A 12,666-nucleotide genomic window follows, 5' to 3' on the forward strand; every position below is an offset into this window, starting at 1 on the left:
TGGCCTGCCGGCCATCTCCCCCGCAAGGAGGGAGATTGGCGGCGTGAGCGCCGGCTCGTGGTATTCTATGCTGATTATTGGCGAAGCTCTCGACAACATCCGATCTCCCCCCTTGCGGGGGAGATGCCCGGCAGGGCAGAGGGGGGCGCCCAGGCTCCGCATGAATAAACTAAGCCACCGCCATCTGCTGCAGGCTGACCAACCGGGAAATGCCCTTCTTGGCCAGGCCCATCAAGGCCGCGAACTGCTCTTCGGAGAAGGGCTCGCCCTCGGCGGTGCCCTGGATCTCGACGATGCCGCCCTTGCCGGTCATGACGAAATTGGCGTCGGTGCCGGCCGAGGAATCCTCGATATAATCGAGATCGATGACCGGCTGGCCGTCATGGATGCCGCAGGAAATCGCCGCGACATGATCCTTCAGCACTTTCGAAACACTGGCCATCTGCCGCGCTTCCATCCAGCGCAGGCAGTCATACAGCGCCACCCAGCCGCCGGTGATCGAAGCGGTGCGGGTGCCGCCATCGGCCTGGATGACGTCGCAGTCGACGGTGATCTGCTGTTCGCCCAGCGCCTGCAGGTCGACCACGGCGCGCAGCGAACGGCCGATCAGCCGCTGAATCTCCAGCGTGCGGCCGCCCTGCTTGCCGGCGGAGGCCTCGCGGCGCATGCGCTCGCCTGTCGAGCGCGGCAGCATGCCATATTCGGCCGTCACCCAGCCCTTGCCGGAATTGCGCATCCAGCCAGGCACCTTTTCCTCGAGGCTGGCGGTGCACAGGACATGCGTGTCGCCGAACTTCACCAGGCACGAGCCTTCGGCATGCTTGGAGACGCCGCGCTCGAAGGATATGGCGCGCATTTCGTCGAATTGGCGTTTGGAGGGGCGCATTCGGCCTGCTTTCTTGTCATTTTTTTGAATCGTGGCCGGCTTTTAGACGCATGCAGGGCACGGCGCAAAGGAAAAGGGGCGGTGACCCGACACAGACACCGGGTTGCGCGCGGCCCACCGAAGTCTATATCCTTGAACCGGAGGTTTTTAGCCGAATGACCAAGGCAGTCGATCCCGCCTCGCAGTCGCTGGCTCTTCAGTCGCTCGACATGCGCTCGCGCGACATCTTCCGGCGCATCGTCGATTCCTATCTGCGGGACGGCGAACCCGTGGGCTCGCGCAGCCTGTCGCGCATCCTGCCGTCCTCGCTGTCGCCCGCCACCATCCGCAACGTGATGAGCGACCTCGAGCATCTCGGGCTGATCTACGCGCCGCACATCTCGGCCGGGCGCCTGCCAACCCAGGCTGGCCTGCGTTTCTTCGTCGATGCCTTCATGGAGCTTGGCGACCTCTCCGACGAGGAGCGCCGCACCATCGAGGCGCAGGTGCGGGCCTCCGGCTCCGGCGCGACGCTGGAGCATATGCTGACCGAGGCCAGCCAGATGCTGTCGGGCATGTCGCGGGGCGCCGGCCTGGTGCTGGCGGCCAAGAACGAGGTGGCGCTCAAGCATATCGAATTCATCCAGCTGGAGCCGACCAAGGCGCTTGCCGTGCTGGTATCGCAGAATGGCGATGTCGAAAACCGTGTCGTCGAGCTGCCCGCCGGCATCACCGTCTCGCAACTGCACGAGGCCTCGAATTTCCTCAATGCGCATATCCGTGGCCGCACGCTGGCCGAGGCGCGCACCGAGATCGCCCGCATCAAGGAAGAGACGAGAGCCGCCCTCGACACGCTGTCGCAGGACCTCGTCGAGAAGGGGCTTGCGGTGTGGGCGGGCGCCGAAAGCGGCCTGCCGGCCCGGCTCATCGTGCGCGGCCGCGCCAATCTGCTGGAAAACGTCACCGCCCAGGCCGACATCGAACTCTTGCGCCACCTGTTCGAGGACATGGAAACGCAGGACGGGCTGATCCAATTGCTCGACCTCGCCGAGCAGGGATCGGGCGTGCGCATCTTCATCGGCTCGGAAAACAAGCTGTTCTCGCTGTCGGGCTCGTCGCTGGTGGTGGCGCCCTATCGCGACAAGGACGCCCGCGTCGTCGGCGCGCTCGGCGTCATCGGCCCGACAAGGCTGAACTATGCCCGCATCGTGCCGATGGTGGATTATACGGCACAGCTGATTTCCCGCATGCTGAGGTAAGGAGTCCGAGGAATTATTGCTTTGGTTTCCATGCCGGAATTCGACCGCGAACGACTTTCCTGGCGGGACCGTAAATCCAGACAGGCTGCAAAGGAGAAAAAGAATGGCGCTGGAATCGTTCAAGGCCCAGATCAGTCTGCTGCTCGAGGAGATGGTCAACCAGCCGGAGGACCAGCACGAAATTCAGGAACAGCTGCGCGAAAAACTGCGCGAGATGCGCGCCATGGGCCTGCCATTGCCGGCCGATCTCGTTGAATTGGAAAAACGCCTGGACGACGATTTTTACGCTGCCGGGACCTGATCCGAGAAGTTTTGCGCATCGTGCGAACGGAACCCACGGGCAAACCGATCGTTGCTTTCCTTCATGACGGATTGGAGGAAGTGATGCGATTGGCCGGACTGGCGCTGTCCGCACTGTTTGTCACGACCGCGGCGCTCGCCCAGCAAGCTGACCAGCCTGTGCTCAAAGGCCCGGCCGCCTTCGGCGACTGGCGGGCGGACAGGCCCGGCGTGCGCCGGCTGATCAAGCCGGAAGACCTGCCGAAACCCTATGTCACCAAATCCGCCTCCAACAGCGCCGGCGTGATCGACATGCCGGCGGACGCAAAGCCGCATTTGCCGCCGGGGTTTTCGGCCGAGTTGATCGCCTCGGGGATCGACAATCCGCGCGTCGTGCGCATCGCACCCAACGGCGACCTGTTCGTTGCCGACAGCAAGGCCAACCAGGTTCGGGTCTATCGCCTGGCGAAGGGCAGCGCGAAAGCCGCGGAGAAAAGCATCTTTGCCGGCGGTCTCAACCGGCCCTATGGCATTGCCTTCTATCCCCCGGGCAAGGACCCGCAATGGGTCTACGTCGCCAACAGCGACAGCATCGTGCGTTTTGCCTACGGCAATGGCGACCTGAAGGCCTCGGGCGAGCCGCAAACCATCGTCGCCGACATTCCTTCGACCCACCACTGGACCCGCGACATCGCCTTCTCGCCCGACGGCAAGACACTTTATCTTTCCGTCGGCTCCGGCTCGAATGTCGCCGAGGACATGGGCAAGAGGCCCAGGGGCGGGCTCGACGCCTGGGTCAAGGCTAAGCCGCTCGGCGCCAGTTGGGGTTCCGAGGCGGGCCGGGCCGAGGTCCGGGCCTTCGATCCCGACGGCAAGAACGGCCGCACAGTCGCCACCGGCTTGCGCAACTGTTCGGGCATGACCGTCCAGCCGGCGACCGGCGCGCTATGGTGTGTCGTCAACGAGCGCGACGGGCTCGGCGACAATGTGCCCGCCGAATACGCGACATCGGTCAGGGAAGGCGCCTTCTATGGCTGGCCCTGGTATTATATCGGCGACAATGAGGACCCGCGCCACAGGGGCGAGCGGTCCGATCTCGCCGGCAAGGCTGACAGTCCCGACGTGCTGATGCAGGCGCATTCGGCGCCGCTCAACATCGCCTTCTACGATGGCAAGGATTTGCCCGCCGACACCGGCTTTCCCCAGGCGTATCGAGGCGACGCCTTCGTTGCCCTGCACGGTTCGTGGAACCGCGGCAACAGGACCGGCTACAAGGTGGTCCGGCTCAAGTTCAAGGACGGCAAGCCAACCGGCGAATACGAGGATTTCATGACCGGCTTCGTCGTTTCGAACGGCGAGGTGTGGGGCCGCCCGGTCGGCGTTGCGGTGGCCGGCGACGGATCCTTGATCGTCTCCGAGGATGGCAACGGCACGATCTGGCGCGTGACTTATAGCGGCGACCGCTCCTGATCCTTGCTTGCGAACCGGGCCATGCCGTCTGGTGCAAGCGAATTTCGCGCTCAGGGCGTTCTCCTGGAGGCCGCCTCATGCGACAAGGGGCGCGACCGCCCTTGGACGCCAACGCCATGACCCTCACCGGATTCCTCGCCTATAGCGCCGCTCTTGGTATCGCCGCCGCCATTCCTGGCCCCGGCATCACCGCGTTGGTCGCGCGTGCGCTGGGCTCGGGCTTTCGCTCGTCGCTGGCCATGTCCTTCGGCCTCATGCTGGGCGATCTCACCTACCTGACCGCCGTGGTGCTGGGCCTCGCCTTCGTCGCGCAGGAATTCGGCATGGTTTTCCTGGCCATCAAATGGGCCGGCGTCGCCTACCTGGCTTTTCTCGGCTGGCGCTTCTGGACCGCCGGCATCACACCCGAAACCATCGAAGCCAGGAAGGGAAAGGGCGGCTTGCTGTCGAGCTTCGTCGCCGGCCTCACCGTGACGCTCGGCAACCCCAAGACGATGATCTTCTACCTCGCCATCACGCCGACCATCGTCGACCTGAAGACGATCGCGCTTGCCGATTACGGCATTCTCGTCGCGCTGACGGTCGTCGTTCTGTTCGTCGTGCTGGTGCCTTACCTGGCGCTGGCGGCCAAGGCGCGCTGGTTCCTGAAGTCGCCGCGCGCGCTGAAGGTGCTGAACCGCACCGCCGGCGCCTTCATGGTTGGCGCGGCGGCGGCGATCGCCGCTCGTCAGTAGGTCGTTTCGGCCAAACCATTCCCTACTTCGGCTGTTTCGGGAAATGCTTTTCCGAGTGCCAGGCGTTTTCAGCACGCGCCCCACTCGGATATTTTCCAGCCGCAGCCTATCTTGCGCGGTTGAAAGCCCTATTCTGTCGGCTACTGCCAATTGCCTGAAATCCAGGGAGCGAAACCAATGAACAAGCCCGTCACTTCAGCCCGCGTGCCCGGCCGCGGGCGCATCTACGATTCCATCACCGACACGATCGGCGACACGCCCCTGGTACGGCTCGACAAGTTCGCCAAGGAGAAGGGCATCGTCGCCAATCTGGTCGCCAAGCTCGAATTCTTCAATCCGATCGCCTCGGTCAAGGACCGTATCGGCGTAGCGATGATCGAGGCGCTGGAAGCGGCCGGCAAGATTGCCCCCGGCAAGACCACGCTGATCGAACCGACATCCGGCAACACTGGCATCGCGCTCGCCTTCGCCGCCGCCGCCAAGGGCTACAAGCTGATCCTGACCATGCCGGAGACAATGTCGGTCGAGCGCCGCAAGATGCTGGCGCTGCTCGGCGCCGAGCTGGTGCTGACCGAAGGCCCGAAAGGCATGAAGGGCGCCATCGCCAAGGCCGACGAACTGGCCGCGACGATCCCCAACGCCATCATTCCGCAGCAGTTCGAAAACCCGGCCAATCCAGAGATCCATCGCAAGACGACGGCGGAGGAAATCTGGAACGACACCCAGGGCGGGATCGACATCTTCATCGCCGGCATCGGCACTGGCGGCACCATCACCGGCGTCGGCCAGGTCTTGAAGAAGCGCAAGCCCGCGCTGCATGTCGTCGCCGTCGAGCCGGATGCCTCGCCGGTGCTGTCGGGCGGCCAGCCCGGCCCGCACAAGATCCAGGGCATCGGCGCCGGCTTCGCGCCAAAAATCCTCGACACCACGGTCTATGACGAGATTGTCAAGGTCTCGAACGAGGATTCGGTCGCCAATGCGCGCCTCATCGCCCGCCTCGAAGGCGTGCCGGTCGGCATCTCCTCGGGCGCGGCCCTGCAGGCGGCCATCGTCGTCGGCTCGCGCCCAGAGAACAAGGGCAAGACCCTGGTCGTGGTCATCCCCGATTTCGCCGAGCGGTATCTGTCGACGATCCTGTTCGAGGGGCTGGGGGCTTAGGCCTCGATACCCAAGAACAGCAGCGCTGGCGGGCCAGCGCCCTCAAGGGGGGAGATTGGCAGTTTCAGCCCCGCGTCCTTTCTTCAGCGCCAAAAATTGGCGAAAACGTTCGTGACATCCGATCTCCCCCCTTGAGGGGGAGATGTCCGGCAGGACAGAGGGGGGCGCTGGCCCGCTAGCGTGGCTTGTTTAGCGTCCTGAGCCTGGCCCGTTGAAAAACCTGCCGTGGAGTCCTTACCCGACTTGAGTAGCCCCTGCTTCCGGTGCAAATCTCGAGCGCGCCCTGGTTCGGGCCGGGGGAGGATTTCATGTACAAGCTCTACACGCGTCCGGGCAGCGGCGGCTTTGTCGTCGAGGCGGCGCTGGCGCTGATCGATGCGCCTTTCCAGCAGATCGACGTGCCGAAGAGCGAGGCGCCCGATCCGGCCTTCCTCGCCATCAGCCCGTTGAACCAGGTGCCGGTGCTGACCTTGCCGGACGGACGCTCGGTCACCGAATCGGCGGCGATCTGCATCCTGCTCGCCGAGCGCCACCCGCAAGCCGGCCTGGCACCGACCGCCGATGAACCGGCGCGCGCGGAGTTCCTGCGCTGGATGGCGTTCATGTCCTCGGTGCTCTACCCGGCGATGCTGCGGCTCTACTACGCCCATCGCTACACGACGGATGCCGAGGGCACGAAGGCGGTGAAACAGGCGGCGGTCGCCGAGATGGACCGCGGGTTTGCCGTCGTCGATACAGCCTTGCGCAACCGCGACTGGCTCGCCGGCGATCAGATGTCGCTGGCCGACATCTATCTCGTCATGCTGGTGGCCTGGCATCCCGACATCGACATGGCGCGGGCGGCCTGGCCCGGTATCGAATGCCTGTGGGCGCGGTTGCGCGAGCATCCGCTCATGAAGACGCTCAACACGTCGCACGAGATGTGGCCGGCCTGAACGAGGTGGTCCGAAAGGCCGCCCGCGCCCGGGAGCTCATTGGATGAGAGCGGCGCGTCTTGCCTGCAGGAAGCGGCGCACCGCCGGATCGCGCTCTAAGCCGATCGCCCGATCATAGGCCTCGAGCGCCTGCGGTGCCTGGCCGAGCCTGGCCAGCAGGCCGGCCCGCGCGGCCCAGTAGGGCTGGTAGTCATTGAGCCGCTTGTCGTCTCCCAGCACGTAAAGAGCCGCCAACCCCGCCACCGCGCCCTCGGTCTCTGCGATCGCCACCGCACGGTTGATCGCCACGACCGGTGATCCCGCGATCGAAAACAGCGCTTCGTAGAGCGCGCGGATCGCCGCCCAGTCGGTGCGGCCGCTCAGTCGTCGCGCCACATGCGCCGACTGGACCGCCGCCTCGAGCTGATAGCGGCCGATCGTGCCCATGGTGGCGGCACGGCGGAGCAGGGCTTCGGCCTCGTCGACCAGGGCGTGATCCCACAGTGCATGGTCCTGCTCGGCGAGCGGCACATACTCTCCGGCCGTGTCGCGACGCGCGGCGCGGCGCGCTTCGGCGAACAGCATCAGCGACAGCAGGCCCAGCGCTTCCGGCTCGTGCGGCAGCAGCGAGGCCACCAGCCGGCCGAGCCAGATGCCTTCGGTGGCGAGGTTCCGGCGCCGCGTCTCGGTACCGGCCGGGTCGGACCAGCCCTCGGCGAAAGCGGCGTAGATTGCCTCCAGCACCGCGTCCAGCCTTTCGCCGAGTTCGGCTCGCTCCGGTACGCGGAACGGAATGCCGGTCTCGCGGATGCGGCTCTTGGCGCGCACCAGGCGCTGCCCCATCGTTGACGGCGAGAGCAGGAAAGCGGAAGCGATCGTCGCGGCATCGAAGCCGAGGATGGTCTGCAGGATCAGCGGCGCCCGCACGCCGGGTTCGATCGCCGGATGGGCGCAGGCGAACATCAGCCGCAATCGTTCGTCGGGCAGGTCCTCATCGGTCATGCGCGCCTCCGCCTCCTCGGCAATCAGCTTGAGATGGTCGCGGCCGGCTTCGCTGGTCAGCCGCCGCCGCATCGCATCGACACGCCGCCGCCTTGCCACGGCGAGCAACCAGGCTTCCGGCTTTTCCGGCACGCCGGTGCGCGGCCAGCGTTCAAGCGCCGCCGCAAAGGCGTCGGCCAGCGCATCCTCCGCGGCGGCCACGTCGCGCGTGCGCGCCGCCAGCCAGGCGACCAGCTTGCCGTAGCTCTGCCGGGCGGCCGTCTCGGCGGCCACCCGGGCGATTTCGGGGCGAGTGTCCATCACGCCGTCATTTCTTGGGCAGATAGTCGGCCATTTCCCAGATCGGTCGCACCTCGACAGTCCCGGTGCTGGCCGCCGGACAGCGCGCCGCCCAGGCGATCGCGGCGTCGGCGTCCTCGGCCTCGATCATGTAGAAGCCGGCAAGCTGCTCCTTGGTGTCGGCATAGGGGCCGTCGAGCACGCTGGTCTTGTCGTCAGTCATCCGGACCAGGGTGGTCGCCTGGCTCGGGCGCAGCCTGTCGCCGGCCAGCCAGGTGCCGGACTTCTTCAGCGCTTCCGTGTAGGCGTCATAGGCGGCGCTCATCTGATAGGTCGCCTCGGTCGGCACGTTCGCCATCGCGGCTTCGTCGGCGTAAATCATAAGCATGTATCGCATGGGTCTTCTCCCGTGGTTTCGAAGGCCGCTTCGTTGCGGGCCGAACGTATGTCGCGCGACCTTGGCCGATTTCGACAGGCGCTGGAAAAACTTTCGGCTCCGGCCGCGCCTTGTGCAAGCGGGCATATGTTTGGCGACACTCTCAACCATTCGTCTAACGAGCGGAATTGCGGGTTGGCATTTCCCCTCCGCTGTCTAAACTCGCCCGGTTCGCGTCAGGGAGGCGATGCGGCCGATATTTCAGGGAGGAAACCGGATGTTGAATTTCAGGACGAAATTTGTTGCTGCCGGCGCGATGGCGCTTTCCCTTGGCCTTGGCGCGGTGTCTGCCACCGCGCAGGAATTCATCAATGTGCTGACCGGCGGCACTTCGGGCGTCTATTATCCGCTCGGCGTGGCACTGTCGGAAATCTACGGCAAGGGCATCGAGGGCGCCCGCACCCAGGTGCAGGCGACCAAGGCCTCGGTCGAGAACCTCAACCTCCTGCAGCAGGGCAAGGGCGAGATCGCCTTCGCGCTTGGCGATTCCGTCAAGATGGCCGCCGAGGGCAATGCCGAGGCCGGCTTCCCCGGCAAGCTGGACAAGTTGCGCGGCATCGCCGCCATCTATCCCAATTACATCCAGATCGTCGCCAGCCAGGAATCCGGCATCAAGACGCTCGCCGACCTCAAGGGCAAGAGCTTGTCGGTGGGCGCGCCGGCATCGGGCACCGAGCTCAACGCGCGGGCCATCTTCGCCGCCGCCGGGCTGAAATACGAGGACCTCGGCCGCGTCGAATATCTGCCCTTCGCCGAATCGGTCGAGCTGATCAAGAACCGCCAGCTCGACGCCACGCTGCAATCGGCCGGGCTGGGCGTCGCCTCGATCCGCGATCTCGCCACCTCGCTGCCGATCAATGTCGTTGCGGTGCCGGCCGAAGACGTCGCCAAGATCGGCTCGCCCTATCTGTCGGTGGTCATTCCCAAGGGCACCTATGAGGGCCAGGCAGAGGATGTCGCGACAGCCGCCGTCGGCAACTTCCTCATCACCCGTGCCGATGTCTCGGATGAGACCGCCTACCAGATGACCAAGCAGATGTTCGAGCATCTCGACCAGCTTGCCGCCGCGCACGCCGCCGCCAAGGCGATCGACCCGGCCAAGGCCCTCGACGGCATGCCGGTGCCGCTGCATCCGGGCGCGGAGCGGTATTACAAGGAGAAGGGGCTGCTGAAGTAGGCGAGGACTATCTGAGATGTCTTCGCGACGCGCCTCGCACTATCATTCGCTCATTTTGGAGTGCGTCGGATGAGCGAAGCAGTCGACGGCAAATCCTCCACCTTCCATCTCCCCGTCGCCGAAGAGCAGGTCGAAGGACTGCCGCCGGGTTTCGGCGACGGCATCGCCGGCAAGGCGGCCTTCGCCATCGCGGTCGCTTTTTCCGCCTTCCAGATCTACATCGCCGCCTATGGCAGCCTGCCGAGCCAGGTGGTGCGGGCCATGCATGTCGGTTTCCTGCTGCTGCTCGGCTTCGGCCTGATCGCCAATCTGCGCGCCACCAGCCTGCCGGCCAAGGCCGCGTTCTGGACGCTGGGCGTGCTCGGCTTCGGCACCGGCCTGTACAATTGGGTGTTCTATACCGACCTCATCCGGCGCTCCGGCTTCCTCACCACGCCGGACCTGATCGTCGGCGCGGTGCTGGTGGTGCTGGTCTTCGAGGCGGCGCGCCGGCTGATGGGGCTGCCGCTGGCGGCCATCGCCTTCATCTTTCTCGCCTATTGCTTCGTCGGCAATCATCTGCCGCCGCCCTTCATCCATCGCGGCTATGACTTCGCCCAGCTGGTCGACACCTTCGCCTACGGCACCGAAGGCATTTACGGCACGCCGATCTATGTCTCGGCCGCCTATATTTTCATCTTCGTCGTCTTTGCCGCCTTCCTCGAACGCGCCGGAATGATCGCGCTGTTCAACGATTTCGCGCTCGGCCTGGTCGGCACCTGGCGCGGCGGCCCGGCGCAGGTCTGCGTGCTGTCCTCGGCGCTGATGGGCACCATTTCCGGTTCCGGCGTCGCCAATGTGGTGGCCAGCGGCCAGTTCACGATTCCCTTGATGAAGCGCTTCGGCTTCCGCTCGGCCTTTGCCGGCGCCGTCGAGGCGACCTCATCGATGGGCGGCCAGATCATGCCGCCGGTGATGGGCGCGGTCGCCTTCATCATGGCCGAGACGCTGAACATCCCCTATGCCGACGTGGTCAAGGCGGCCATCATCCCGGCGCTGCTCTATTTCGGCGCCTGTTTCTGGCAGGTGCATCTGGAGGCAGGCAAGGCCGGCCTGAGCGGCATGGCCAAGGCGGACCTGCCCAACCCCTGGGACGCCGTGCGACAGCACTGGCCGCTGGTGCTGCCGCTGGCGGCGCTGATCTATCTGCTGTTCGCCGGCTACACGCCGGTCTTCGCCGGTACGATGGGCCTGGCGCTGACCATCGTGCTGATCCTCGGCACGCCGCTGGCGGCGCTGATCGGGCCGCTCGCCTTCCGCGTCGTCTTCTGGCTGGCGCTGGGGCTTGCCGCCGCCTCCTTCATGAAATTCGGCGTCAACATCCTCAGCCTTGTCATCGCCGCACTCGTCATTGCCTGCCTTGCCTTCAGGGGTGGCCGCGAGACGCTGCGGATCTGCATCGATTCGCTTGCCGAAGGCGCCAAGAACGCGCTGCCGGTCGGCATTGCCTGCGCCATCGTCGGCATCGTCATTGGCACCCTGACGCTGACCGGCATCGCCTCGACCTTCATCGGCTGGATCATCTCGATCGGCGAGAACAATCTGTTCCTGTCGCTGGTGCTGACCATGCTGACCTGCCTGGTGCTCGGCATGGGCATCCCGACCATCCCCAACTACATCATCACCTCGTCGCTGGCCGGGCCGGCGCTGCTATCGCTCGGCGTGCCGCTGGTGGTCAGCCACATGTTCGTCTTCTATTTCGGCATCATGGCCGACCTGACGCCGCCGGTGGCGCTGGCCGCCTTTGCCGCCGCACCCATGGCCAAGGAGAGTGGCCTCAAGATCGGTATCCAGGCGACAAAACTAGCCATTGCCGGCTTCGTCGTTCCGTTCATGGCGGTCTACACGCCGGCGCTGATGCTGCAGGACGCCGGACCGATCGCCGCCCAGTTCGGTTATCCCGTCGAGGTCGCCTACATCGTTCTCAAGGCCTGCATGGGCATCGTGCTGTGGGGCGCCGCCGCCGTCGGCTTCCTTGCCACGCGCATGGCCTGGTGGGAACGGCTGGTCGCCTTCGCCGCCGGCGTGCTGCTGGTGGCGGCGGTGCCGCTGACCGACGAGACCGGCTGGGCGCTGTCGCTGGCCTGGATCGGCTGGCATGTCTGGCGTGCCCGGCAGGCGCCGGCCAGGGCATGATCCCGAAGCGAAGGTCGGCGAACGCAAAAAGCGGCACCCGGCTGGCGGCGGCGATCCTGCTCAGGCGAGAAACCGCATGAGCCTGTGCATCCTCGCCGCCGGCAAGAGCGTGACGCTCGGCGTTGCCGCCTTCACATTGTCCTGGGCGCATTCGGTGGAGCGGACGCGCTGGGAGGAAGACTGGAAGGTGACGCCCTCCGGCCTGCAAGTAGTCGAGGCCCGTATCAAAGGCTCAGGTGCCGGCATGGAGCCGCCGGAAGGTGCGGTGCTGAAGGATGGCTGGTGGGCCTATTCGCCCAAGGTCGGGCCGCAGCCCCGTCTCGTGCTGGCGGCCTCCGGCGCGACGGCCGGTGGCTGGACGCTGTGCACGTCCCAGGATTGCCGCGAACTGGGTAAGGCGGCGGGCGGCGCGATTGTGCTCCAACCCTGTGTGGCCGATCGCTTGAGCCGGCCGCGGTAGCGCGCATTCATCCGATTGGCCGCAACCAGGCGCGACGCTCTCGAAGAGGATCAGCGGCTGCACCGAAGGGTTCAGAGGGACGGCTTGCGTGGGATGGCTCGTCCGCGGACGCGCGGTCACGCTGGCCTCGGCTGCTTATGTCCTATGACACCAAGCCAGCCGATGGCGGCATCAAAGACGCGGCGTTGCCGCACGCCGGCGGTCGGCCAGGACAGGGCGTTCGGCGCGATAGGCGGTGGCGCGGCTGTCGGCGTCCGGCCTGCAGATGCGGCTGTTGTGGCGGCTTTCGAAGCTCATGGTCAGTGCGCGCCCAGCGACGTGCCGCGACGGGCGCAGGCCGGACCGGGGCCGCGCATGTAATAGCGCTCGGGCCGATAGGTCGGCGCGACGAATTCGCGGATGGCGGCGGCATAGCCGATGAGTTGCGTGAGGAAGTTCATTTTACCTGGTCCCTGTCC

General features: G+C 65.8%; 14 protein-coding genes. 9 read left to right on the forward strand and 5 right to left on the reverse strand.

Features of this window, described 5'->3' with window-relative positions:
- Nucleotides 1-169 precede the first annotated feature (169 nt).
- Nucleotides 170-886 (reverse strand): ribonuclease PH, encoded by a 717-nt coding sequence (gene rph, locus LB516_RS11335; protein WP_015314794.1) that lies wholly within the window; start codon nt 884-886, stop codon nt 170-172.
- Nucleotides 887-1,041: 155 nt separating this feature from the next.
- Between rph and hrcA the strand changes: the two genes are divergently transcribed.
- From hrcA to LB516_RS11365, 6 genes are all read left to right on the forward strand, one after another.
- Nucleotides 1,042-2,124, forward strand: a complete 1,083-nt coding sequence (gene hrcA / locus LB516_RS11340; RefSeq protein ID WP_015314793.1) for a heat-inducible transcriptional repressor HrcA — start codon at nt 1,042-1,044, stop codon at nt 2,122-2,124.
- A 103-nt stretch (nt 2,125-2,227) separates the two neighbouring features.
- Complete coding sequence (locus LB516_RS11345) at nt 2,228-2,425, forward strand: hypothetical protein (RefSeq protein WP_015314792.1); 198 nt, start codon at nt 2,228-2,230, stop codon at nt 2,423-2,425.
- A gap of 83 nt (nt 2,426-2,508) precedes the next feature.
- Nucleotides 2,509-3,873: a PQQ-dependent sugar dehydrogenase gene (locus tag LB516_RS11350; RefSeq protein ID WP_224719561.1), complete on the forward strand. Its 1,365-nt coding sequence runs from the start codon at nt 2,509-2,511 to the stop codon at nt 3,871-3,873.
- A gap of 116 nt (nt 3,874-3,989) precedes the next feature.
- The gene (locus LB516_RS11355) at nt 3,990-4,607 is read left to right on the forward strand and encodes a LysE family translocator (protein WP_015314790.1); all 618 of its coding nucleotides are present in this window, start codon (nt 3,990-3,992) and stop codon (nt 4,605-4,607) included.
- A gap of 177 nt (nt 4,608-4,784) precedes the next feature.
- Nucleotides 4,785-5,765, forward strand: a complete 981-nt coding sequence (cysK, locus tag LB516_RS11360) for a cysteine synthase A (RefSeq protein ID WP_140618137.1) — start codon at nt 4,785-4,787, stop codon at nt 5,763-5,765.
- Between the two features lie 308 nt (nt 5,766-6,073).
- The gene (locus LB516_RS11365; protein WP_224719562.1) at nt 6,074-6,700 is read left to right on the forward strand and encodes a glutathione S-transferase family protein; all 627 of its coding nucleotides are present in this window, start codon (nt 6,074-6,076) and stop codon (nt 6,698-6,700) included.
- A 36-nt stretch (nt 6,701-6,736) separates the two neighbouring features.
- Here the strand turns inward: LB516_RS11365 and LB516_RS11370 are convergent, their stop codons facing one another.
- Together LB516_RS11370 and LB516_RS11375 are read right to left on the reverse strand one after the other, a co-directional pair.
- A complete protein-coding gene (locus LB516_RS11370; protein WP_224719563.1) occupies nt 6,737-7,981 on the reverse strand; it encodes an RNA polymerase sigma factor in 1,245 nt (414 codons plus the stop codon).
- 7 nt (nt 7,982-7,988) lie between these two features.
- Entirely contained in the window at nt 7,989-8,357 is a 369-nt protein-coding gene (locus LB516_RS11375) for a YciI family protein (protein ID WP_224719564.1), read from the reverse strand.
- A gap of 256 nt (nt 8,358-8,613) precedes the next feature.
- Between LB516_RS11375 and LB516_RS11380 the strand changes: the two genes are divergently transcribed.
- The 3 genes from LB516_RS11380 to LB516_RS11390 all read left to right on the forward strand — a co-directional run bounded on the left by LB516_RS11380 (nt 8,614) and on the right by LB516_RS11390 (nt 12,208).
- Complete coding sequence (locus tag LB516_RS11380; protein ID WP_015314785.1) at nt 8,614-9,573, forward strand: TAXI family TRAP transporter solute-binding subunit; 960 nt, start codon at nt 8,614-8,616, stop codon at nt 9,571-9,573.
- Between the two features lie 69 nt (nt 9,574-9,642).
- Nucleotides 9,643-11,748 (forward strand): TRAP transporter permease, encoded by a 2,106-nt coding sequence (locus tag LB516_RS11385; protein ID WP_140618131.1) that lies wholly within the window; start codon nt 9,643-9,645, stop codon nt 11,746-11,748.
- A 76-nt stretch (nt 11,749-11,824) separates the two neighbouring features.
- Nucleotides 11,825-12,208: a DUF1850 domain-containing protein gene (locus LB516_RS11390; RefSeq protein ID WP_140618416.1), complete on the forward strand. Its 384-nt coding sequence runs from the start codon at nt 11,825-11,827 to the stop codon at nt 12,206-12,208.
- Between the two features lie 171 nt (nt 12,209-12,379).
- On the opposite strand, the gene LB516_RS28840 is transcribed toward LB516_RS11390, so the two are convergent.
- Both LB516_RS28840 and LB516_RS11395 read right to left on the reverse strand, forming a co-directional pair.
- Entirely contained in the window at nt 12,380-12,505 is a 126-nt protein-coding gene (locus tag LB516_RS28840) for a hypothetical protein (protein ID WP_263484918.1), read from the reverse strand.
- A gap of 2 nt (nt 12,506-12,507) precedes the next feature.
- Entirely contained in the window at nt 12,508-12,648 is a 141-nt protein-coding gene (locus LB516_RS11395) for a hypothetical protein (protein WP_015314782.1), read from the reverse strand.
- Nucleotides 12,649-12,666 lie beyond the last annotated feature (18 nt).

This window comes from Mesorhizobium sp. CO1-1-7, assembly GCF_020164885.1.
Lineage (GTDB): Bacteria > Pseudomonadota > Alphaproteobacteria > Rhizobiales > Rhizobiaceae > Mesorhizobium > Mesorhizobium australicum.

Bases quoted from the DNA above. Each gene is read 5' to 3' on its own strand.
- rph (WP_015314794.1), bottom strand. From the start codon at position 886: ATGCGCCCCTCCAAACGCCAATTCGACGAAATGCGCGCCATATCCTTC.
- hrcA (WP_015314793.1), top strand. From the start codon at position 1,042: ATGACCAAGGCAGTCGATCCCGCCTCGCAGTCGCTGGCTCTTCAGTCG.
- LB516_RS11345 (WP_015314792.1), top strand. From the start codon at position 2,228: ATGGCGCTGGAATCGTTCAAGGCCCAGATCAGTCTGCTGCTCGAGGAG.
- LB516_RS11350 (WP_224719561.1), top strand. From the start codon at position 2,509: ATGCGATTGGCCGGACTGGCGCTGTCCGCACTGTTTGTCACGACCGCG.
- LB516_RS11355 (WP_015314790.1), top strand. From the start codon at position 3,990: ATGACCCTCACCGGATTCCTCGCCTATAGCGCCGCTCTTGGTATCGCC.
- cysK (WP_140618137.1), top strand. From the start codon at position 4,785: ATGAACAAGCCCGTCACTTCAGCCCGCGTGCCCGGCCGCGGGCGCATC.
- LB516_RS11365 (WP_224719562.1), top strand. From the start codon at position 6,074: ATGTACAAGCTCTACACGCGTCCGGGCAGCGGCGGCTTTGTCGTCGAG.
- LB516_RS11370 (WP_224719563.1), bottom strand. From the start codon at position 7,981: ATGGACACTCGCCCCGAAATCGCCCGGGTGGCCGCCGAGACGGCCGCC.
- LB516_RS11375 (WP_224719564.1), bottom strand. From the start codon at position 8,357: ATGCGATACATGCTTATGATTTACGCCGACGAAGCCGCGATGGCGAAC.
- LB516_RS11380 (WP_015314785.1), top strand. From the start codon at position 8,614: ATGTTGAATTTCAGGACGAAATTTGTTGCTGCCGGCGCGATGGCGCTT.
- LB516_RS11385 (WP_140618131.1), top strand. From the start codon at position 9,643: ATGAGCGAAGCAGTCGACGGCAAATCCTCCACCTTCCATCTCCCCGTC.
- LB516_RS11390 (WP_140618416.1), top strand. From the start codon at position 11,825: ATGAGCCTGTGCATCCTCGCCGCCGGCAAGAGCGTGACGCTCGGCGTT.
- LB516_RS28840 (WP_263484918.1), bottom strand. From the start codon at position 12,505: ATGAGCTTCGAAAGCCGCCACAACAGCCGCATCTGCAGGCCGGACGCC.
- LB516_RS11395 (WP_015314782.1), bottom strand. From the start codon at position 12,648: ATGAACTTCCTCACGCAACTCATCGGCTATGCCGCCGCCATCCGCGAA.